The sequence below is a fragment of the Streptomyces sp. NPDC016851 genome (genome assembly GCF_055562795.1).
The window spans coordinates 1-21,549 of record NZ_JBVHEP010000040.1; the positions used below are offsets into that span (position 1 = coordinate 1).

Annotated in this window: 13 protein-coding genes and 1 pseudogene; 8 read left to right on the plus strand and 6 right to left on the minus strand. The window is 70.4% G+C overall.

Annotated elements, in window-relative coordinates; genetic code table 11:
* Positions 1 to 163: 163 nt before the first annotated feature.
* Both ACZ3I3_RS39325 and fdxA read right to left on the minus strand, forming a co-directional pair.
* The gene (locus tag ACZ3I3_RS39325) at positions 164 to 1,162 is read right to left on the minus strand and encodes an NAD(P)/FAD-dependent oxidoreductase (protein WP_467372588.1); all 999 of its coding nucleotides are present in this window, start codon (positions 1,160 to 1,162) and stop codon (positions 164 to 166) included.
* On the minus strand, positions 1,159 to 1,506 hold the full coding sequence (gene fdxA, locus ACZ3I3_RS39330) for a ferredoxin (RefSeq protein WP_467372589.1): 348 nt from the start codon (positions 1,504 to 1,506) through the stop codon (positions 1,159 to 1,161). The genes ACZ3I3_RS39325 and fdxA overlap by 4 nt, the downstream gene beginning before the upstream one ends.
* 172 nt (positions 1,507 to 1,678) lie before the next feature.
* On the opposite strand from fdxA, the gene ACZ3I3_RS39335 reads away from it, so the two are divergent.
* From ACZ3I3_RS39335 to ACZ3I3_RS39360, 6 genes are all read left to right on the plus strand, one after another.
* A complete protein-coding gene (locus tag ACZ3I3_RS39335; RefSeq protein WP_279545746.1) occupies positions 1,679 to 3,031 on the plus strand; it encodes an aromatic ring-hydroxylating oxygenase subunit alpha in 1,353 nt (450 codons plus the stop codon).
* Complete coding sequence (locus ACZ3I3_RS39340; RefSeq protein WP_467372590.1) at positions 3,028 to 3,552, plus strand: aromatic-ring-hydroxylating dioxygenase subunit beta; 525 nt, start codon at positions 3,028 to 3,030, stop codon at positions 3,550 to 3,552. The genes ACZ3I3_RS39335 and ACZ3I3_RS39340 overlap by 4 nt, the downstream gene beginning before the upstream one ends.
* A gap of 21 nt (positions 3,553 to 3,573) precedes the next feature.
* On the plus strand, positions 3,574 to 4,785 hold the full coding sequence (locus ACZ3I3_RS39345; protein WP_467372591.1) for a VOC family protein: 1,212 nt from the start codon (positions 3,574 to 3,576) through the stop codon (positions 4,783 to 4,785).
* Complete coding sequence (locus ACZ3I3_RS39350; protein WP_467372592.1) at positions 4,782 to 5,942, plus strand: hypothetical protein; 1,161 nt, start codon at positions 4,782 to 4,784, stop codon at positions 5,940 to 5,942. The genes ACZ3I3_RS39345 and ACZ3I3_RS39350 overlap by 4 nt, the downstream gene beginning before the upstream one ends.
* Before the next feature lie 94 nt (positions 5,943 to 6,036).
* Positions 6,037 to 6,813 carry a CoA transferase subunit A gene (locus ACZ3I3_RS39355; RefSeq protein ID WP_467372593.1) on the plus strand — a complete coding sequence of 259 codons (777 nt, stop codon included), beginning with the start codon at positions 6,037 to 6,039 and terminating at the stop codon, positions 6,811 to 6,813.
* Positions 6,813 to 7,460 (plus strand): CoA transferase subunit B, encoded by a 648-nt coding sequence (locus ACZ3I3_RS39360; RefSeq protein ID WP_467372594.1) that lies wholly within the window; start codon positions 6,813 to 6,815, stop codon positions 7,458 to 7,460. The genes ACZ3I3_RS39355 and ACZ3I3_RS39360 overlap by 1 nt, the downstream gene beginning before the upstream one ends.
* A gap of 199 nt (positions 7,461 to 7,659) precedes the next feature.
* On the opposite strand, the gene ACZ3I3_RS39365 is transcribed toward ACZ3I3_RS39360, so the two are convergent.
* Positions 7,660 to 8,733 (minus strand): TauD/TfdA family dioxygenase, encoded by a 1,074-nt coding sequence (locus ACZ3I3_RS39365; RefSeq protein ID WP_467372595.1) that lies wholly within the window; start codon positions 8,731 to 8,733, stop codon positions 7,660 to 7,662.
* 114 nt (positions 8,734 to 8,847) lie between these two features.
* Entirely contained in the window at positions 8,848 to 8,988 is a 141-nt protein-coding gene (locus tag ACZ3I3_RS39370; RefSeq protein WP_020277398.1) for a hypothetical protein, read from the minus strand.
* A gap of 384 nt (positions 8,989 to 9,372) precedes the next feature.
* Between ACZ3I3_RS39370 and ACZ3I3_RS39375 the strand changes: the two are divergent.
* Positions 9,373 to 9,523: pseudogene (locus ACZ3I3_RS39375) on the plus strand (pirin family protein); the annotation flags it as partial.
* Between the two features lie 32 nt (positions 9,524 to 9,555).
* On the opposite strand, the gene ACZ3I3_RS39380 reads toward ACZ3I3_RS39375, so the two are convergent.
* Both ACZ3I3_RS39380 and ACZ3I3_RS39385 read right to left on the minus strand, forming a co-directional pair.
* Complete coding sequence (locus ACZ3I3_RS39380; RefSeq protein ID WP_467372596.1) at positions 9,556 to 10,299, minus strand: 4'-phosphopantetheinyl transferase family protein; 744 nt, start codon at positions 10,297 to 10,299, stop codon at positions 9,556 to 9,558.
* The gene (locus ACZ3I3_RS39385; RefSeq protein WP_467372597.1) at positions 10,296 to 11,519 is read right to left on the minus strand and encodes a cytochrome P450; all 1,224 of its coding nucleotides are present in this window, start codon (positions 11,517 to 11,519) and stop codon (positions 10,296 to 10,298) included. The genes ACZ3I3_RS39380 and ACZ3I3_RS39385 overlap by 4 nt, the downstream gene beginning before the upstream one ends.
* Positions 11,520 to 11,735: 216 nt before the next feature.
* Between ACZ3I3_RS39385 and ACZ3I3_RS39390 the strand changes: the two genes are divergently transcribed.
* Positions 11,736 to 21,536, plus strand: a complete 9,801-nt coding sequence (locus ACZ3I3_RS39390; protein WP_467372598.1) for a GNAT family N-acetyltransferase — start codon at positions 11,736 to 11,738, stop codon at positions 21,534 to 21,536.
* Positions 21,537 to 21,549 lie beyond the last annotated feature (13 nt).

Genomic DNA, 21,549 nt, shown 5'->3' on the forward strand with positions numbered 1-21,549 from the left:
GTCACCGAGATCAAGGGTGAACCCGTCGTGGGCTTCGGATCGCCGCCCTCCGAGACGCCCGGCGGCGACCGGCTCACCATGGACCTGGGCATCCCCCCCCCCCCCCCCCCCCACCCCCCCCCCCCCCCCCCCCCCCCCCCCCCCCACGGCTCAGCGCGGAACCTCACGCGTCCGAGGAGTGCCCCGGTGTGATCGAGCGTGCTGGATCCAGCAGGGCGGCGATGTGGTTGACGGCCAGGGCCGCCTCGCCGAAGCCGATGGAGATGAGGCTGACCTTGCCGTCGTGGTCGGCGATGTCGCCGGCCGCGAAGACGCGCTCCCGGTTCGTGCGCATCGTGCGGTCGACGAGGATGCGCCGACGGCGCAGCTCGAGTCCCCACCGTTCGATCGGGCCGAGATCGGCGATGAAACCGAGCGCGGCCACGACGGACTGGGCGGGCAGGGTGATCCGGTCGCCGTCGGAGCACGCGACCACTACCTTCGACACGGCCGCCTCGCCGGAGACCTTCTCGACCTCGTACGGCGTCAGCACCCGCACCGAGGACGCGTGCACCTGCTCGACACTGCGCTCGTGGGCCCGAAAGCGCGTGCGCCGGTGCACCAGCGTCACCGACGAGGCGACCGGCTCCAGCGACAGCGCCCAGTCCAGCGCGGAGTCCCCGCCGCCCACCACCACGACGTCTTGCCCGGCGAGCTCGTGCAACCGCGGGACGAAATACCGCAGCCCCCGGCCGAGGTACTCGGAGCCCACCGGGAGCTCGCGGGGGATGAAGTTGCCGATGCCGCCGCAGACGAGCACCGCGCCCGCGGTGATCCGCGCGCCGGCGTCGGTGGTGGCGACGACGCCCTCGCCCGTGTCGTCCAGCCGGGTGACCCCGTGACCGAGCAGATAGGTGGGGTTCCACCGCCAGGCCTGTTCGGCCAGCCGGTCCACCAGGTCCTGACCGCGGACGGCGGGAAAGCCGGCCACGTCGTAGATGAACTTCTCGGGGTACAGCGCGGCGATCTGGCCGCCCACCTCGGGCAGAGCGTCGGCGACCGCCACGCTCAAGCCGCGGAAGCCGGCGTAGTACGCGCCGTACAACCCGGTCGGGCCGGCGCCGATGATGAGCAGGTCGACGGAGACCTCGGGGCCGGCTCCCGTGGGCGCGTGGCCGGTCACGCGCCCACCTCCGGGTGGTCGTGGCCGACCCGGCCGACCTTGCGGGCTCCGCCGGGCGAGCCGAGCGGTTCGGTTCCGAGGGTGAAGAACTCGGCGTTGATGCGCTCGAACTGCTTGCTCTCCTCGGGCAGGTCCTCGTGGTGGAAGATCGAGATCTGCGGGCAGACGGGTTCGCAGCGCCCGCACTCGACGCATTCGTCGGGCTGGATGTAGAGCATCCGGTCGCCCTCGTAGATGCAGTCGGCCGGGCACTCCTCCATGCACGACTTGTCCATGACGTCGATGCAGGCCTGCGTGATGACGTACGGCACGAGCTTGTTGCCCTTCACACGGTCGCACAGCATGCGAGACGGTGTATTTCAATGTGGAACAGGATGATGGCCGTACCGGGGCAGGGTGTCAACCGGAAAAAGAATGCTTGACACCTTGAGAATGCTGGGGGACTCTGATGCGACATACGAGATGGCGTCTCATAGCGCGCCACTCGGGTCGGGACTTGTGAGAGGCAAACTCCCCATGGGAAGCAACCCCCGGACCGTCCCAGCGCCGATGATCGTCGAGGACTGGGACCAGCTCACCTTCCGGGTCAACCGCGAGGCCTACCGAAGCGCGGAAATCTTCGCCCGGGAACGCGGCTGGGTGTGGATGCACACCTGGCTCTACCTCGGGCACGAGACCGAGATCCCCAACCCCAACGACTTCAAGGTCCGCACCCTCGGCGGCCGACCGCTGATCTTCTGCCGGGACAGCGCCGGCGAAGTGCACGCGTTCCTGAACTCCTGTCCGCACCGCGGCACCGTGCTGTGCCGCGAAAGTGAGGGTTCGACCAGGCTCTTCCAGTGCTTCTACCACGCCTGGACGTTCCGCAACAACGGCGAGGTCGCCGCGATCCCGGACGCCGGGGCGTACGAGTCGAGCGACGAGTTCCGGGCGTCGATGGGGCTGCGCGGCGTGCCGCGCCTGGAGACCCACGAAGGGTTCGTCTTCGTCTCCTTCGACCCCGACGTCCCGCCGCTGCTCGACTACCTCGGCGACGCGGCCGACTACATGACGATGATCCAGCAGCAGCACGCCGGCGGCATGACCACACTGCCCGGCACACAGCTCTACAGCGTGCGCGGCAACTGGAAACTCGCTGTCGAGAACGCCATGGACGGCTACCACTTCGCGCCGACGCACAACACGTTCGTGGGCTACCTGCGCGAGAGCGGCTACGCCGTCACCGACGACGACCAGTACGCGTACAACCTCGGCAACGGCCACGGACTGCTGGTCCTGACCGGGCACGGCGGACGCATCAGCATGCTCTGGGAACCGCGTTTCGGCGAGGACGAGCGGGTCCGCACCGAGGCCCACCGAGCGGAGATGACACAGCGGCTGGGGGAGGAGCGGGCGCACTACGTGGCCGACGAGAGCCACATCCTGTTCGTCTTCCCGAACCTGCTGCTGTTCGACATCGAGGGTCTGTCGATCCGGCAGCTGGAGCCGGTGGCGCCCGACCAGACCGACGTGCGCGCCTGGCAACTGGTCCCCCGCGACGAGGACCCGGACACGCGCGCCCTGCGCATGAAGACGGTCGTCAGCTTCGTCGGCCCGGGCGGACTCGCGACGCCGGACGACATCGAGGCGTACGAGGCGGTCCAGCGCGGCATCCAGGCCACGGCGGGCACCACCGCGCCCGAGCTGGACTACAGCGACATGTCACGCGGCATGGCCGACGAGGTCAAGGGCGTCCAGGGCAGATCGATCGACGAGGGCGCGATGCGAGGCTTCTGGCGGCAATGGGTCGAAGCCACCGGGCTCGACGACGGCCTCGAGATCCACGGCGAGCGACCGGCGTCCTTCCTGGCAGGGAGGGACGTGCGATGACGACGACCAGCAACCGCGGCCTGGTCCGGTGCGCGGGACGCACCGTCACCAGGCCGGAGGTGGAGGACTTCCTCTACGCCGAGGCGGACATCCTCGACCACTGGGACTACGACAGCTGGCTGGCCCTCTTCGAGCCCGGTGCCCGCTACGAGATCCCGACCACCGACTACCGCCCCGGCTGGTCGCCGCACGAGACCGGATCGTTCGTCGACGACGACTGGGACCTGCTGAACGCGCGGGTCAAGCGACTGAAGTCCCGCAAGGCACACGCCGAGAACCCGCACTCGCGCACGCACCGGCTGGTGTCCAACGTGCGGCTGTCCGAGGAGTCGGAGGACTCCTTCCGGGTGGCGGCGTCCTTCGTGGTGCACCGTGCCCGCGACGGGCGCTTCGACGCCTACGTCGGGTGGTACGACCATCTGCTGGTGCCGACCGAGGACGGACTGCGGTTCCGGTCGCGGCGCTCGATCCTCGGCCACGAGTCGCTGGCGGCAGGCGCCCGGCTCAGCTTCATCCTCTAGCCGGCGACGGAAGGCGATCCGATGATCCGACACACCCTGTCCTTCCGTTTCGCCGACGGAGTCGACGAGGCCACGCGGGAGTCCGTGCTGGCAGAGCTGCGTACCTTTCCGGACCGGTACCCGGCCATGCGCGGCTTCGTCCTCGGCGAGAACATCAGCACCCGCGACCAGACCTTCACCCACACCATGGCCGTCGACTTCGACGGCCAGGACGACCTGCTCGCCTATCTCGGCAGCGAGTCCCACGAGAGCTTCGTGCGCACGCGCTGGCGGCCGGTCATCGCCCAACAGGCCATCACCTCGTTCGAGTTCGCCGAGCGTTCCCCGCTCCCCGCAGGAAGGACATCGCCGGTGAGCACACGCCCGCACGGCCCGTACGGCATGGAGTACGCCCGCATCGAAGTCCCGGACATGCAGGCCACGATCGACTTCCTTGAGTACCACGTCGGTCTGCAGCTGGAGCAGCGCACGGACGAGTACGCCTACCTGCGTGCCGACATCGAGCACCACTCGATCGAGCTGATCCACACCCCCGAGCGCACCGACGGGTGGACGACCGCGATCGGCTACAGCGTCGAGAGCGAGGAGGTCCTCGAACAGCTCCACAAGAGCGTCCTCGACGCCGGACTCGAGGTACTGGAGCTGCAGGAGCGGCAGAAGGCTCTGTGCGACAACGGCTTCGCGGTGAAGGACCCCGACGGCCTCATCGTCGAGCTGTTCACCGAGTTCCAGGAGTACGCCGAGCCGCCGCACATCGAGATCCGGCCGCTCGACCTGGTGCACCCCTTCATCGCCACCGCGAAGTTCGAGGAAACGGTGGACTTCTACCAGAACGTCCTGCGGTTCCGGCCCTCTGACCACGTCGTCGGCTCGACCACGTTCTTCCGCGGCGAGGACCGCTACCACCACAGCCTCGCGATCCAGAACAACAAGGAGCACTTCACCGCGCACCTGTGCTTCGCGATGAAGAGCCTCGACCACGTCATGCGGATGCGCGCCCGCGCGCTGTACAAGGGCGCGCCGATCGCCTCGGACATCGTCAACCACTCGGCGTCGACGTCGATCGCGTTCTACCTGCACGACACCCGCTTCGGTCCGCGCTACGAACTGTGCGACCGGCACCGGGTGTTCACGCCGGAGGAGCACGAGACGCACCGGCCCCGCAGGATGCCGGCCGACCCGCGCAACATCGACGTGTGGCGTCCGGCTTCCGATGACTGGGGACGTTTTTGAGACAGCGGTTGCTCGACGTCCTGCACCTGCTCGACGCGCTCCCCGCCCCACGCGGCGGGGAGCGCACGGCTGCCCACCGGTTGCGCGCCTGGTGCGCCGAGCGGTGGCCGCACATCGAGTGGCAGGTGCTGGAGCACGGCTTGGCGGGCGGCAGCCTGGTCGCCGCCCACGGAGCCGGGCCGCTGCTCTACTCCCACCTCGACACCTCGCTGGACGAGCAAGGTGCGGCCACCCGGCTCGTCACCGGCGACGACACGCCCGTCGGTCCGCTGACTGTCGACGGCGACAGGGTGACCGGCTTCGGCCTCGGGGTCGCCCGAGGGCCCGCGGCCGCCGCGCTGGTGGCCTTCGCCGAGGCGGGTGCCGGGCGGCTCCTGCTCGCGGGCTCCGGGACGCACCGCCGCACGAGCGGCATCACCGGTCTGGAGGCGTACACCGACGCCTACCCGCTGCCGCCTTCGGCGATCGTGGCCAAGTGCGGCCCGCCGACGCTGCTGTGGCACGAGCCGGGCGCGTTCTACCTGACCGTCCGGGTGACCGGACGCTCCGGGGCCGCGATGGTGGCGGAATCCGCCACGCCGCCCGGGGGAGTCGTCGCTCAGGCCGGCGTCGTCCTGGACGAACTGGCACGCTGGCGCACGGACTACCTGGCCGCAGATCCCAGGGGCGGGCAGACCGGACGGGCGTGCGGTATCGGAGCGATCAGCGGGGGATGGCCGGACAAGCCGGACCTGCTGCCGGCCCAACTGCGGGTCGATCTCTATGTCGTCGCCGGTGACCAGGTGGAGCCGAAGGCGCTGGCGGCCGAGCTGACGGACCGTCTGCGGGCGCGGTGCGCGGCGTCGGTACTGCGCGATTGCGCCATCGACGTGGAGGCCGAGCCGGTCGCGTCCGCCGCGGCCACGCCGGCCGACGCCCCGGTGGTTGCGGCCGCCCGAGCGGCCTGGCTCGACGAGTTCGGTACGCAGCCGCCGCCGATCACCGGATGGACGGGCTCGACCGACGGTGTCGTCCTGCGCGCTCGCGGTGTCGACACCGTACGCCTCGGCCCGAGGGCGAGGCCGGACACCGACGAACCGCGTCGCGACGCCCTGTCGTTGACGGAGCTGAGCGCCTTCGCGCGCATGTACCGAAAGCTCTTGACCGAACCGGGCTAGCCCCGGGCGGTTGCCGACCGGGGGCCCCAGCGAGGCGAGTGATGTCGAGGCCATACGTAGGGCACGGATGCCCTGAAAGGAAGTGAACGGGCCGATGGACAAAGTCATCGCCTCAGCCTCCGAAGCCGTGGCGGACATCCCTGACGGGGCGTCCCTGGCAGTCGGCGGCTTCGGTTTGAGCGGGATACCGGACATCTTGATCCAGGCCCTGCACGAAGCGGGTGTGACAGGACTGAACGTGTTCTCGAACAACTGCGGCGCTCTGGATTCCGGCCTCGCCGTGCTCCTCGCCGCTGGCCGGATCGCGCGGGTGACCGGCAGCTACATCGGCGGCAATCAGGAGTTCGCCCGCCAGTACCTGGGCGGCGAGATCGAGCTGGAGCTGATCCCCCAGGGCACGCTCGCCGAGCGACTACGCGCCGGTGGCTGCGGCATACCGGCCTTCTACACCCCGGCCGGCGTCGGCACGCTGGTCGCCGACGGCGGCCTGCCGTGGCGGTACGACGGTGACGGCGGCGTCGCCGTCGCCTCACCGCCCAAGGAGGTCCGCGAGTTCGCAGGCGGGGACTACGTCCTGGAGCACGGGATCACCACCGACTTCGCCCTGGTGCGGGCGGCGAAGGGGGACCGCCACGGCAACCTGGTGTTCAGCAAGTCCGCCCGCAACTTCAACCCGCTGGCGGCCATGGCCGGCCGCATCACGATCGCCGAGGTCGAGGAGCTGGTCGAGCCGGGCGGCATCGACCCGGACCAGGTCCATCTGCCGGGCATCTTCGTGCAGCGGGTGGTGGCCCTCAGCCCCGAGCAGGCCGTCGACAAGACGATCGAGAAACTGACAGTCACCCCGAGGAACCGGGAGGTGCGGGCCTGATGGCTTGGACACGCGACGACATGGCGGCCCGCGCGGCCCGTGAGCTGCGCGACGGCGAGTACGTCAACCTGGGCATCGGTCTGCCGACCCTGATCCCGAACCACTTGCCCGAGGGTGTCCATCTGGTGCTGGAGTCGGAGAACGGCGTTCTCGGCACCGGCCCCTTCCCCTACGAGGACGAGGCCGATCCCGACCTGATCAACGCGGGCAAGGAGACCGTCACGGTGCTGCCCGGCGCGGCGTTCTTCGACTCGGCGCTCTCCTTCGGCATGATCCGCGGCGGCCACATCGACACCGCCGTACTCGGCGCGATGCAGGTCTCCGAGCTGGGCGACCTCGCCAACTGGGCGATCCCGGGCCGGATGGTGACCGGCATCGGCGGAGCCATGGACCTGGTGCACGGTGCCCGTCGGGTGATCGTCACCATGACGCACACCGCGAAGGACGGCAGCCCGAAGATCGTCCAGGAGTGCGACCTGCCGCTCACCGGGAAGGGCTGCGTGGACCGGATCATCACCGACCTGGCCGTCCTCGACGTGACCGACGGCGGTCTGGTCCTCGTCGAGACCGCCCCCGGCGTCACGCATGAGGAGGTCGCCGCGAAGACGGCGGCGAAGGTGATCATCCCCTACGAGACCGCCTGCTGACCCTGCTGAACGTGTACGTCGACGATGCTGTCGGCACCCTGGTCCCTGGTACGGAGGCGCGCCGCCCGTAGGCGCGCCTCCGTACGTTTGGGCAGAAAACCGCCGCAGCCATGCGTCGGCATGGCTGCGGCGGTGGGGGAACTGTTGTGTGAACCACCCGCACCGGCCGTCAGCGTGAGGGCCGGTGCGGGTGGCGGTGTCACACGCCCCAGTCGTCGTTGACGGTGACCGCGTCGGCGATACGGAACCGGCCGCCAGGCACCAGCGGCGTCGTGGGCTCACCCAACTCGACGACGTGCTTGCCGAACTTGGGAGCCAGCGGGCGGCCGACGTCCCGCTTGAGCCACAGACGCAGCAGGTGCCGACGGCGCTCCGGCTCCGGGTGGTCGACGTAGCTGGTGCGTGAGTGCAGCGCGGCGTAGTTGAGCAGCCACTGCACGTCCCCCGGCTGGAAATCCATGTCGATCGGCAGGCCCGGCTCCTGTGAGATCTCGTCGAAGAGGTTGATGGCCGCGACCTGGTCGGGCGTCAGTTGCGGGACCCCGGGGTACTCCTGGGCGCTGAAGATCATCGAGTTGCCCGCATAGGTGCTGAAGACTCCGTCGACGTAGCCGATGATCGGTGAGGTGTACGTCATCTCCGGGGAGTCGGGGTCCTGACGCCGCCAGTCCCAGTGGTACGTGTCGAAGAGCCGGGGAGCGAGGTCCGGCCGGCGGCGCAGCATCTCGTTGTAGATCGTGGTGCCGCTGACCAGGCTGGAGGCTCCGCCCTCCTTGGCGCCGCGCAGGCACATGAGGGCGACGACGTCGGAGCTGTCCGAGTGGAACGGCAGCCGGTCCCGCACGCGGGAGGGCAGAGCCCCCTCGTCGGACAACGTCTTGTTGGAGGTGGCGATCACGTGGTCGAGCAGGTCCCCGCGCTGGTTCTGCCCGATCGGCTGGCCCAGGTGCAGTCCCATGACGAAGAAGATGGCGGCTGCCATGGCGTCGCCGTACTCCTCGGTGCGCAGGCCGCGCACCAGGACGAAGCCGCGTCCGGCGTCCATCTGGGCCGCGCACTCCTCGTTGAGTGCGCGGCACGCGTCGAACGGGTAGTCGGCGGCGGTGACGGTGCGCAGGTCGGGGTTCTCGGCGACGAAGCGCCGTCCCAGTGCCTCCAGCTCAGCCCGCTCGGCGTCGCTGAGCAGGTAGATCCATTCGGTGGACCTCGACAGCTCGTCGCCGCGCCAGGCGGACGGTCCGGAGATCGGCTGAAGGCCGACAGTGGTGGTCATGATGATGCGCTCCTCGAAAATGCGGTGAAGGCCCGTGGGTGAAGACCCGACGGACTACGAAGGTCTCGGTGCGGCGGGTGTTCGTCGCTCGACGACGAACGGCACTCGGAACACTCAGAACGGGGTCTGAGGCTCGCCGGCGGCCGTACCGGGGCGCAGTCCTTCCCGGGGCGGGAAGTAGCTGAGCGGCTCGTCATAGGTCCGGCGGCCAGCGCACGACACGAGCAGAACGCCGATCAGGGCGACTGTCTCCATGCTGGTCCGTCCTTTCGAGAAGTGCCTCAACCATAGGTGAGGGCAGAATGCGAGTCAATGGACGTGACGCCGTCTCGTAATGCAGTACGCAGGCGTCGCCGCCCCAGGCACCTCACGGGCTGTGTTCCGCCCGACCGGCGGCGGTCGCATCTTGCCGGCGATGTCCTGAAGCGGCTCGGTTGCCGACCTGGCCGGACGCGAACGGCCTCGCGCGCGGGTCGCGCCGGCTGGGCAGGCTCGGCGTGCCAGGTAGCGGGGTGGGCGCGTGCCGGCCTTTCAAGACCGCCTCGACGTACGTTACGGGCGGCGAGTTCCACCGTGGCCGCGCGGGTCGCCTCGGTCGCGCGCCGCTGACCTGCGCTTATTCGAGCAGGATGCGCTACGTTCTGGAACTGGATGACGGTCGCAGGAGGAGATCGAGCAGGCGCGGCAGGACTGGATGGCAGGGACACGGTTCGGCGAAGTGAAGGGGTACGACGGGGATCCACTGCCGGCTCCCGAGCTGCCGCCGACGCCTTTGCAGCCGCGAGGAAGGGCAACCGAGTACCCAGGGTGGGCCGAGACAGGTCAGAAGCGGCTGACCACTACGCTGGTTCCCACATGGCCGTCGCCCTTCCCGCCCAGAGCCCGCCACCGCCCTGTGAAGCGGTTGACGGGTGCCCCGGCCAGGACCGGTCCGGGAACCTTCAACACTGCCGTGAACGTGCCGAGGTCCGGATCCGGAGTGATGACGCACTCGTCGAAGCCCAGCCATCGTCCGGTCAGTGGGAACCACGCCTTGAAGACGCTCTCCTTCGCGCTGAACAGCAAGCGGTCCCACGCGACGCCCGGGTGAGAAAGGGCGAGCAGCGCGAGTACGCGCCTCTCCTCGGGCAGTGTCACGACGTCCTGGACCCCCTGGGGCAGGGGAACGTTCGGCTCTGCGTCCACACCGATCGAGGCGACCGCCGAAGCGGGGGCCACCGCCGCCGCGCGATAGTCCTCGCAGTGCGTCATGCTTCCGACGATGCCCTCGGGCCAGCGCGGGGCACGAGCGGCCCATGCCGGGCCTTCCCCGACGGGCAGGATCGGCCCCGGTGCCACACCGAGCCGCGCCAACGCGGTGCGCGCGCACAGCCGTACGGTGGCGAACTCGCGGCGCCGTTTGTCGACGGCTGCGGCCACGATCTCCGCTTCCTGCGGAAACAGGTCGAGTGACGGGGGGTCACCGAATCGCTCCACGACCACGACGGGCTCAGACAGGAGCGCCTCGAGAAGCCGGTCGCCGTCCCTGACGGTGCGGGTCGCGCCTGTCTCGCCGGGATGGGTCATCCGCGCACCGTGACGGGGAGAGAGGCCGGCCCGCGCACGTTGACACGACCGTTCCACAACACGTCACCGTCGAGGGCGAGGTCGGGAAAGCGGTGCAGTATGCGCTCGAAGGTGATGCTTGCCTCCAGCCGGGCCAGCGACGCCCCGAGGCAGTGGTGCGACCCCGAGCCGAAGGAGACGTGGCCGCGCGCGCCCTCACGGTTCAGCCGCAGTACGTTCGCGTCCGGACCCCAGTGGCGCTCGTCCCGGTTCGCCGAAGCCAGGCTGGCGATCACGATCGCGCCTGCCGGGATCTCGACGTCGCCGAACACCGTCGGCTGCGTGGTGACGCGTCGGCTCGACTGCAACGGGCTGTGATAGCGGAGCAGTTCGTCGACGGCGTTGGACATCAGAGAGGTGTCCGAGCGCAGGGCCGCGGACTGGTCGGTGTGTTGCAGAAGGGCCAGTATGCCGCCGGATATGAGGTTCATGGTGGTCTCGTGACCGGCGATGTAGAGCAGCAGGATCTGGGCGACCAGTTCCTCGTCGCTCAGCGTGTCGCCGTCCTCCTCCGCCTTGATGAGCGCCGTCATCAGATCGGTCGACGGATTGCGGCGCTTCCAGGCGATCATTTCCAGGGCGATCGCGGCGAGTTCCTGGTCCGCTTCCTCGATCTCCTTGAGCGTCTCCGGGTCGAAGACCGGTTCCAGAGCCCGGACCATGGTCCCGCTCAACTCGCGGATGCGGGCGTGGTCCGTGGGTGGGGTGCCGAGCATTTCGGCGATCACGGTAAACGGCAGCGGAAACGCCAGCGTCGACACCAGGTCGACGCGGCCCGCGACGGACACTTCGTCCAGCATGTCGTCCACGAGTGCGCCGATGCGCTGCGCCAGCGCGTTCACCGCCCGTGTGGTGAACGCCCGCTGCACCAGGCGACGCAACCGCGTGTGATCAGGAGGATCCCGGTCGATCATCGAGAATCCCCCCGTCAGGGGGGCCATGTTCTCCCGCTCCCGGCGCGGCGGGGGCGCCGCCGCGGAGTTGCGCAGGTCTACCGAGGCGCCCGAGCGCAGGAGCGCGGAGACGTGGTCGTAGCGGGAGAGCAACCAGAAACCCGTGGGGTGCTGGTAGACGGGTGCGTCGTCCCGCAAACGGGCGTACTGGGGATACGGATCGTCCGTGAAGCCATCGGCGAATGGGTCGTACAACGGGGCTTCCGTCGCGGATGGTCTCCCCGTCATGCCGCTCCTTCTGTCGCGTGTCACCGAGTCTCACTTTAAGGGATTGTCGTGAAGGAATGCTGATGGGGCTGTGAATCGGACAGCTGAACGAGTGGGTGTTACAGTCATTTGCGCCGCTCGTTTTCGGACGAAGGTGAGCGGCTGATCACGGGGGAGTGTCCGCAGTACATGGATAGCAGTCTTGTTCGTCATGCCCAACTATCGGATTGTTCCCGGTTGTTGGAGCTGGAGAGACTTTGCTGGCGGGCAGAGCTCCGGGTCGCGGACGAGGTCATCGAGCAGCGGCTGGTGGCTCATCGGGACGGTCAGTTCGTCGTCGAGGCGGACGGCGTGGTCTGGGCCGTCATCTACTCCCAGCGCATCGCGGACATCGACGACGTGCGCACCGTGCGGTTCGACACCGCCGACCGGCTGCACCGCGCCGACGGTCCGGTCGCTCATGTGCTCTCACTGAACGTGGATCCCCGGAAGCAGAGCCTCGGCTACGGCGACGCGCTGCTCGAACACCTGCTGGAGCGCTGCGAAGCAGACGACGAGGTGCGGACCGTCGTCGGGGTGACCCGCTGCAAGGACTACGAGCGGCACGCGGATGTCGAGCTGCGGGACTACGTCAAGGCGACGAACCCTCAGGGACGCTGTGTGGACACCGTCCTGCGGATGCATCAGCTGCACGGCGCCGAGGTACGCGGACTCGTGCCGGGGTACCGGCCGGGCGACCTGGTCAACCGGGGCAACGGCGTACTGGTGCGCTACGAGTTGGCGGGGCGCCGCGAGCGGATGCGGCAGCTTGCCGAAAGGACCGCGGCGGAGCCGGCCGGGGTCCCGGCGGCCGAAGAGCTGGCGAAGGACATACGAGGGCTGCTCGCGGAGCTCGTCGGCACGAGCCGCGGCGAGGTGGCCGAACGCATCATGGACACCCCTCTGTTCGAGCTCGGCCTGGACTCGGCCGACCTGCTCGACCTCCAGGAGCGGATCGAGGACCGGTACGGCGTCCGGCTCGCACCTCTCTTCTTCTTCGAGCACAACACCGGCGCCCGGATCACCGCTCACCTCGACGGCTTACGGGACGGGGAACCGCAGCTGGAAGTCCCGGAACGCATGGACGCCCCCGATTCGCCGGCCGAGTCGGCCCCCGCGGGCACCGGCGCCGCGTCCGAACCGCTGCAGAGCGCGTCCGAAGGGTCCCACGGGGACGCCGCTGACGCGGGCGACATCGCGATCGTCGGCATGGCCTGCCGTCTGCCCGGCGGCATCGAGCACTACGCGGACCTCTGGCGGCTGCTGGAAGAGGGCCGCACTGCCGTCGGCACCCTGCCCGAGGGCCGCTGGGAGTGGCCTGAGGGGACGGACCCGGCGGACTGCCCCGGCATCGACCGCGGGGGCTTCGTCACAGACGTGGACCGCTTCGACGCGGCCTTCTTCCGCATCTCGCCGCACGAGGCGCGGCGTATGGACCCGCAACAGCGCTGGATGCTCGAACTGGCCTGGGCCTGCCTGGAGGACGCCGGCTACCCGGCGAGCTCGTTCGCGGGAACCCCGACGGGCGTGTTCATCGGCGCCAGCGGTTCCGACTACCAGCGGCTCATGGACTCCGAGCGGCTCCCGGTACAGGCGCACAGCGGACTGGCCACCTCGATGGCGATCGTCGCCAACCGGGTGTCGTACTTCCTGGACCTGCACGGCCCCAGCATCCAGGTGGACACCGCGTGTTCCAGCTCGCTCGTAGCCGTCCACTCGGCGATCAGGGCGCTGCGGGCCGGCGACTGTGACGCCGCCCTGGTCGGCGGCGTGAACCTGCTGTGCCATCCGGCCAACACCGTCGCCTACCACCAGGCGGGCATGCTGTCGCCCGACGGGCGCTGCAAGACCTTCGACGCGTCGGCCGACGGCTACGTACGCTCCGAGGGCGGCGTGGTCATGCTGCTCAAGCCCCTCTCCCGGGCGCTCGCCGACCGCGACCGGGTGCACGCGGTCATCAAGGGCAGCGCGACCAACCACGGCGGCCTGGCGGGCGGCCTGACGGTGCCCCATGCGGCCCGGCAGGCGGAGCTCGTCTCGGCGGCACTCGCCGACGCGCGGGTCGAACCGTCCGCGATCGGCTACGTCGAGGCCCACGGCACAGGCACCGCACTCGGCGACCCGATCGAGGTCGAGGGGCTCACCCGCGTGTTCCCCGGCGACTGCGCGCCGTGCGGGCTGGGTTCGGTGAAGACGAACCTCGGCCACCTCGAAGCGGCGGCGGGCATCGCGGGATTGCTGAAGGTCGTGCTCTGCCTGCGGCACGGCAGGCTTCCGGCATCGCTCCACCACCGCACTCTGAACCCCAAGATCGCACTGGAGGGTTCGCCGTTCCACGTCGTGGACCGCCTGGAACCCTGGGACCGGGGAGGGCGGCGCACCCGCGTGGCCGGCGTGAGCAGTTTCGGCTCGGGCGGCAGCAACGCGCACGTCATCGTCGAAGAACCGCCCGCGGCCGTCGCCTCGTGCGCGGACGTGTCCGCTTCTCCGGCGCTGGTGGTGCTGTCGGCGCGGAACGAGGACCGGCTCATGCGGTCGGCCGAAGCCCTCCTGGACCACATCCGGCGCGAACAACCGGACGACGCGGACCTCCGCGACCTCGCCTACACCCTGCAGGTCGGCCGGGAGGCCATGGACGAACGCCTGGGCGTCGTCGCCGACTCGGTGGCAGCGCTCACCGACAAGCTCCAGCGGTACGTGGCGGGGGACGACGCTGTGCCCGGACTCGCCCGGGGCAGCGCGAGGCGGGACAAGGACGTGCTCGCGCTGCTGCCCGCCGAGGAACTGGCGGAGACGATCGGACGGCTGGCCGAGCGCGGCAAACTCCTGAACGTCGTGGAGTTGTGGGCACGAGGAGCGGTCGTCGACTGGAACGCGCTCCACGGCGTGCACCGGCCCCGACGGGTCGATGCTCCGACCTACCCGTTCGCCCGCGACCGCCACTGGGTGTCCCTGCCGGAAAGCGCACACACCCGTTCCCGGCACGAGGCTGAGCCCGCACGAGGTGGCGGGCGGAAGACCCGGTTCCTCGTCAAGGAGTGGCGGACCGCCCCGCCGGCCGGGACACGGACCGTGACCGGCGCGACGGTGATCCTGCACGACCGTGCCACACGTGAGCTCGCCGAGGTTCTGGCCGGGCTCCTCGACGACGCGACGCTCGCGGAGGCCGGCGCCCCCGGCGTCGAACGGATGCCGGGGCACCGCGTCGCCGGCTGCTCGGCCTGGATCGACCTGACGGGCATGACGGAACAGGACGCGCCCGACGAGCGACTGACGCCCCTTCAGGCGGTGCTGCCCGGCATCGCCTCGCGAGGAGGGCGCCTGATCTATGTGACGCAGGGACTGGAGTCCTTCGCCGGTAGGCGCACGACCCTGGCCGGCGCCCACCGGGCCGGGCTCCACCGCATGCTGCAGAACGAGTACGGCGGCCTCACCGCCCGTCACCTCGACCTCGATCCCGAGGAGCGGGCGGCCGACCGGCTGGCGGCCGTCATCTGCCGTGAGCTCGGTGCGGACGACGAGGAGACGGAGGTCTGCTACCGGCAGGGTTCCCGGTACATCCCCGAACTCGCGGACCTCGCCCGGCGAACGCCGGCCGCCCGGCCGATGTTCGGTCCCGAGCAGGTACTGCTGGTGACCGGCGGCACCCGCGGCCTCGGCCTGCTGTGTGCACGGCACCTGGTGGAGCACTACGGCGTCAGGCGGCTCGTCCTCACCGGCCGGGAACCGTTGCCGCCGCGGGACCAGTGGTCCGACGCACAGACGCACTCGGCGGCGACGCGCGAGAAGATCCGTGCCGTCCTGGACCTGGAGGCGCAGGGGGTCGAGGTCCGGGTCCCGGCGCTGCCGCTGGCTGACGCCGACGCGGTGCGGAAGGGCATCCGGTCCGTCGAGTCCACGCTCGGTGAGATCGCGGGCGTGATCCACGCCGCCGGGCTGATGGACACCGAGAACCCGGCGTTCGTACGCAAGTCCGCCGAGGACATCAGCAGGGTCCTGTCCCCGAAGACAGAAGGCACGCGGAACCTGCTGCAGAGCCTCGACCCCGGTCCGCTCCGGTTCGTGCTGCTGTTCTCGTCCGTCTCCGCGGCCGTGCCCACCCTGGGCGCCGGCGTGGCCGACTACGCGATGGGCAACGCCTTCCTGGACTACACGGCGCGGGCATACACCCAGGCACTGCCGGTGACGAGCATCCAGTGGCCGAGCTGGCGGGAGACCGGCCTCGGCGAGATCAGGAGCCGGGCCTACACCGACACGGGGCTGCTCAGCATCACCGACCGGGAGGGCCTGGCCATTCTGGACGAGATCCTCACGACGGACATGGGCCCGGTGGTCATGCCGGTCGTCGTCGATCCCGCTCGTTTCGACGGAAGTGCCCTGTTGCGCCCGCGGCCGCGGGTCCGGCTGGACCCCGAAGGTCCCTTGACCCGCTCCGGAGGGGCCGTGAGCCCGGAAGGTCCCATGAACCCCGGCGGTCCCGTGCTCCCGGGGGCCGACGCCGCCGCGCGGCTGACCGCCTTCCTCAGCCAGACGTTCGAAAACGAACTCGGCCTCGACCCCGGGCAGCTCGACGCGTACACGTCCTACGCGGACTACGGAGCCGACTCCATCCTGCTGGCGCAGATCCTGCAGAGGATCAGGAAGCACCTGGACGTACCGCTCGACCCGTCGACGCTGCTCGAACACGCGAGGCTGCACGAACTGACCGCATGGCTGCTCGAGACGCACGGCGCGGAGATCGCCGCGCGGTTCGCAGCCGAGCCTGCCGCCGGCTTCGCAGCCGAGCCCGTCGTCGGCTTCGCAGCCGAGCCCACCGCCGGCTTCGCTGCCGGACGCACCCCCGAACGCGCCCCGGAGCCCATTGCCCCCGCCCCCGTGAGTGGGCCGCGTATCGAACGCGAGCAGGCGCGTCCCGTGGCCGGGAGCGCCACGCCCACGGCACATGAGACGGGCCCGGGCCGTGACCCGGTCGCCGTCGTGGGCCTGGCATGCCGCTTCCCGGGCGCTCCCGACCTGGCCGCCTACTGGCAGCTGCTGTCCGAGGGCCGCTCGGCCATCCGCAGGGTTCCCGCGAGCCGCTGGGGAGTTCCGACCGACTTCCACGCGGGCCTGGTCGATGACGTCCACCGCTTTGATCCCGGCTCCTTCATGCTGCACCCCGAGGACGTGCGGGCCATGGATCCGCAGGCGCTGGTGTTGCTGGAGGAAAGCCTCAAGGCGGTCCACCACGCGGGGTACCGGCCCGCGGACCTCGACGGCGCCGACGTCGGCGTGTACGTCGGCGCCCGCAGCAGGGCGCACGCCGACGCCGGGCTGATCGACGGGTCCCGGAACCCGATCATGGCTGTCGGTCAGAACTACCTCGCGGCCAACATCGCGCAGTTCTTCAACTGGCACGGCCCCGCCGTGGTGGTGGACACCGCGTGCTCGTCGTCCCTGGTGGCGATGCGGACCGCGATGGACGCGATGGCCTCGGGCTCGGTCGACCTGGCCCTGGTCGCGGGCGTCAGCCTGCTGACCGGGCCCGAGGACCACGAGCTGTTCCGGCGCCGGGGGTTGCTGCGCGAGGACGGGGAGTTCCACGTCTTCGACGGCCGGGCCGCCGGAGTCGTCCTGGGCGAGGGCGCAGGTGTCGTCGTACTCAAGCCGCTGTCGAGGGCGGAGCGCGACGGCGACACCGTCTACGCCGTGATCGAGGGCATCGCCGTCAACAACGACGGCCGGACGGCCGGTCCGGCCACCCCCAACCCGCGGGCACAGCAGCGCGTCATGCGCGACGCTCTCCGCCAGGCGAACTGCTCGCCGGACCAGGTCCGCTACCTGGACGCCAACGGCTCGGGTTCCGAGACGACCGACCTGCTGGAGCTCAAGGCGATCGAGGCCGTCTACCGGCAGGACAGGACCTCCCCGCTCCACCTCGGGTCGATGAAGCCCAACATCGGTCACCCCCTGTGCGCCGAGGGCATCGCCGCCTTCATCAAGGTGGCGCTCATGGTGCACCACCAGCGGCTGGTGCCGTTCCTGTCCGGGCACGAGCCCATGGAGCACTACGCACCGGACGCCGCCGACATCGTCTTCCCCAGGCACTCGACCGACACAGCCCTGCCGTACGCCGCACTGAGCAGCTTCGCCGACGGCGGCACGAACGGGCACGTGATCCTCGGCCACCGGACACCGGCGTACGACACGCCCAGGCGGGGACCGATCGCCCCGCCGACACTGACGCGCGTCGACGTACGGACCGGCCGGGCGACCGGGCCGGCCGCCGACGCGGCCCACAGCACAGCGCCGGACGAGGGCGACACCGTCCTCACGCACGGCTTCACCCGCTCGACGGTGTGGAGCACCCGCATGGACGCCGCGCACCCGGTCCTGGACAACCACCGGGTCTACGGCCGGCGGCTGTTGCCCGGAATGGCCTGGATCGACCTCCTGTACCAGTGGTTCGCGGAGGCCGGGCACGCCGCCGAGGAGCTCACCCTGCGGAACTTGTCGATCTTCCGCCCGCTGAGCGTGACCCCCGACGCCGATGTGGAGATCCGCATCGAGGCGCGCCCCGACACGGCAGACGTCTGGCGGATCGAGGTGGGTGACGCCGTGGCAGCGGGGGACGACCCGGCGGCCTCGCGGTACATCACCGCCGAGATGCACCGCACGGGACAGGTCTCCTTCGGCGAGCGCGTCGAACCGCACGCGGCGCCGGCCGACACGCGCGGGAAGGACTTCGACGACATCTACCGGGCCTGCCGGACGCAGGAGTTGGTGCACTCGGGGCTCATGAAGGCCGTGGGCGCCGCGTACGGCGGAGCGGACGACATCTGGCTCGATGTGTCCGTCGACGAGCGCCACGCGGACGGCCACGACACGCACCTGTTCCACCCGACTCTGATCGACGCCAGCGTGATCGCGGGCGGTGACGCGGTCATCGACCTGCTGGGCGGCGAGACACGGCTGTTCCTGCCGTTGTTCTACGAGTCGTTCCACGCGACCGTGCCCCTGCGCGGCGCGTGCCGCACGCGTATCCGGCGGTCCTCGGTGTCCGCCCGGGGAGAACTGCTCACCTTCACGATGGAGTTCTTCGAACGCGACGGCAACAAGGTCGGTGAACTGGCGAACTTCACGAGCAAGCTCGTGCGGCACCCCGGCCTCATCGACCCCGACCGCGGAGCCGGCGACCCGACCGCCCGCTCCGACACGGCGGCCACCCCGGCACGAGAGGTCCCGGACGCCCGGACGGCCGCCCCGCAGGGCCACGAGGGCTCCGTCGGCGCCCTGGTGACGTCGGTCATCGCCGCACAGCTCGGCGTGCCGCAGAGCGCGGTCGACCCGAACGCGGGCTACTACGAACTGGGCCTGGACTCCCCGCGCCTGCTGGAGGTCGTCAAACGCCTGGACCAGGCGCTGGGAGCGCGGCTGTCCCCGACACTGCTGTTCGAGCACACCACGGTGGCCGACCTCGTCAAGCACCTTGAGGAGACGGGAGCGACGGCCGCAAGCCCGCCGGACGCGCAGGCCACCGCCGCTGCCGCTGTCCACGCCGTCGAGCGTCCCCCCGCTCGGACCGCGGCGAGCACGGCGTCGCAGCCCTCCGTGCTCCGGCAGCCGGTTCCCTCCGGCGCGGCGGGGGAGGACATGGCGATCATCGGGATCTCCGGCCGCTATCCGAAGGCCGGAAGCGTCGCCGAGTTCTGGGACAACCTGAAGTCCGGCCGGGACTGCATCACCGAGGTCCCCGAGGACCGGTGGCCCCACGAGTCCCTCGCGGGGATCCGCTCGCCGTCGGGGCGTCAGATGTCCCGCTGGGGCGGGTTCATCGACGACGTGGACTGCTTCGACGCGCGGTTCTTCGGGATCCCGGAGGACGACGCGGCCCTCATCGACCCCCAGGAGCGGCTGTTCCTGGAGGTCTGCTGGGAGGCCATGGAGGACGCCGGGTACACCCCGGAGCATCTCGGCGGGAGCCGACGCGGAGCCGTCGGCGTCTACGTCGGTGTCATGCACAAGGACTACGCGCTGATCCAGGACGAGGCCGTCAGGGCCGGCCGGCCGATGCCGCTGTCGCTGAACCCCGCACTCATCGCCAACCGGGTGTCCCACGTCTGCGACTTCCACGGCCCCTCCATGGCCGTGGACACGGTGTGCGCCTCGTCGCTGACCGCCGTACACCTGGCGGTGGAGGGCCTGCGGCGCGGAGAGTGCGAGGCCGCCCTCGTCGGCGGTGTGAACCTGTCACTGCACCCCAGCAAGTACCAGACGTACGGAATGCTGGAGCTGCACTCCAGCGACGCCGTCAGCCGGTCTTTCGGGGCGGGCGGGGACGGCTACATCTCGGCGGAGGGAGTCGGAGCCGTCCTGCTCAAGCCTCTGGCCAAGGCCATCGAGGACCGTGACGACGTCTATGCCGTCATCAAGGGGAGTGCGGTCAACCACGCCGGCCGTACCGCCGGGATCCGTGTGCCGTCGCTGGCCGCACAGGAGGACCTGGTCGCGCAGTGCCTGGCGAGGGCGGGCGTCGCCCCCGAGACGATCACGTACCTGGAGGCACACGGGACGGGCACCGAGCTCGGCGATCTGATCGAGATCCAGGCGCTGATCCGGGCGTTCCGGAAGGGCACCGACAAGAAGCAGTTCTGTGCCCTGGGATCGGTGAAGGCCGGCATCGGCCACGCCGAGTCGGCCGCCGGCATGAGCGGGCTCACCAAGACCGCGCTCCAGCTCCGGCACCGGACCCTGACCCCGCAGCTGTCGGCGGAGAAGCGCAACCCCTACCTCGAACTCGACGACTCACCGTTCTACCTGCAGACGAGGCTCGAGGAGTGGACCGTCGACACAGCCGCCGCGGGCCGGCCACGCCGCGCCGGAGTGAGCGCCTTCGGGGCCTACGGGGCGAACGCGCACGTCATCCTCGAAGAGGGGCCGGAGACGGATCCGTCCGCCCGGACCACCGCTCCCGACGGCGTGCTGATCACGCTGTCGGCAAAGGATCCCGAGCGGCTGCGCGCCTACGCCGGGAAACTCCTGAACTTCCTGGAGACCCATGACCGGGTGGACCTGCCCTCGCTGGCGTTCACCCTGCAGACCGGCCGGGTCGAACTGGAGGAGCGCATGGTCCTCCTGGCGCACAGCCTCGACGAGGTCAAGGCCGGCCTGAGCGGGCTGCTGGACGGCTCCGGATCCGCGGCCCTGTGGACGGGCCGCGTCGAACGGTCCCTGGAACCGCGGCTGCTGGACGAGGACGACGTGCGCCGGGAGCTGGTGAGCCGCTGGGCCGCGCGGCGCCGCTGGCGCAAGATCGCCGAGCTGTGGCTGCAGGGCTACGAGGTGGACTGGCCCCAGCTCTACGCGGACGCCCCCCGGCGGCTGCACCTGCCCACCTATCCGTTCGCCAAGGACCGGCACTGGATCCCGGGCGCACCGCAGGGCGGCCGGACCGCGCCGCAGCGCCCGGTACCGGAACAGCGGCCGGCACCCGAACCACGGCCGGCACCCGAACCACGGCCGGCACCCGGACCACGGCCGGAGCCGGCCCGGTGCACGGGCGACGCCGACGCGAACGGCCTCGCCTGGCAGTGCGTGCCGGATGGCCGACCGCTGCCGCCCGGGGCCCTGCACAGCGAGCTCGACGCGGAGGACAAGGCCCGGCGCTTCCTGCGCGGGCTGGTCGCCGCCCAACTGGGACGGCCCGCCGAGAAGATCGATCCGCACACCGGTTTCCTCGACATGGGCCTCACCTCGCTGATGGTCGTGGCGCTGACCGAGGAACTGGTCCGGACGATCGATCCCGCCTTCCTGCCGAGCGCTCTGCTGGAGCACGGCACGATCGCCGAACTGGCCGCTCATCTCGCCGCGCGGCGCCGGGACGAACTCGGCCGGCTGGTGGCCACCAGGACCGAGAAGCCCCCGGCGCCCGGCCCGCAGGCCGTCCCGGTGCCGGAGGTGCTGGAGCGCCTGGAATCGGGTGCTCTGGACCTGGACGACGCCATCGCGCTCCTCGACTGAGAAAGACATGGAC

Bases quoted from the DNA above. Each gene is read 5' to 3' on its own strand.
- fdxA (WP_467372589.1), bottom strand. From the start codon at position 1,506: ATGCTGTGCGACCGTGTGAAGGGCAACAAGCTCGTGCCGTACGTCATC.
- ACZ3I3_RS39335 (WP_279545746.1), top strand. From the start codon at position 1,679: ATGGGAAGCAACCCCCGGACCGTCCCAGCGCCGATGATCGTCGAGGAC.
- ACZ3I3_RS39340 (WP_467372590.1), top strand. From the start codon at position 3,028: ATGACGACGACCAGCAACCGCGGCCTGGTCCGGTGCGCGGGACGCACC.
- ACZ3I3_RS39345 (WP_467372591.1), top strand. From the start codon at position 3,574: ATGATCCGACACACCCTGTCCTTCCGTTTCGCCGACGGAGTCGACGAG.
- ACZ3I3_RS39355 (WP_467372593.1), top strand. From the start codon at position 6,037: ATGGACAAAGTCATCGCCTCAGCCTCCGAAGCCGTGGCGGACATCCCT.
- ACZ3I3_RS39360 (WP_467372594.1), top strand. From the start codon at position 6,813: ATGGCTTGGACACGCGACGACATGGCGGCCCGCGCGGCCCGTGAGCTG.
- ACZ3I3_RS39365 (WP_467372595.1), bottom strand. From the start codon at position 8,733: ATGACCACCACTGTCGGCCTTCAGCCGATCTCCGGACCGTCCGCCTGG.
- ACZ3I3_RS39370 (WP_020277398.1), bottom strand. From the start codon at position 8,988: ATGGAGACAGTCGCCCTGATCGGCGTTCTGCTCGTGTCGTGCGCTGGC.
- ACZ3I3_RS39380 (WP_467372596.1), bottom strand. From the start codon at position 10,299: ATGACCCATCCCGGCGAGACAGGCGCGACCCGCACCGTCAGGGACGGC.
- ACZ3I3_RS39385 (WP_467372597.1), bottom strand. From the start codon at position 11,519: ATGACGGGGAGACCATCCGCGACGGAAGCCCCGTTGTACGACCCATTC.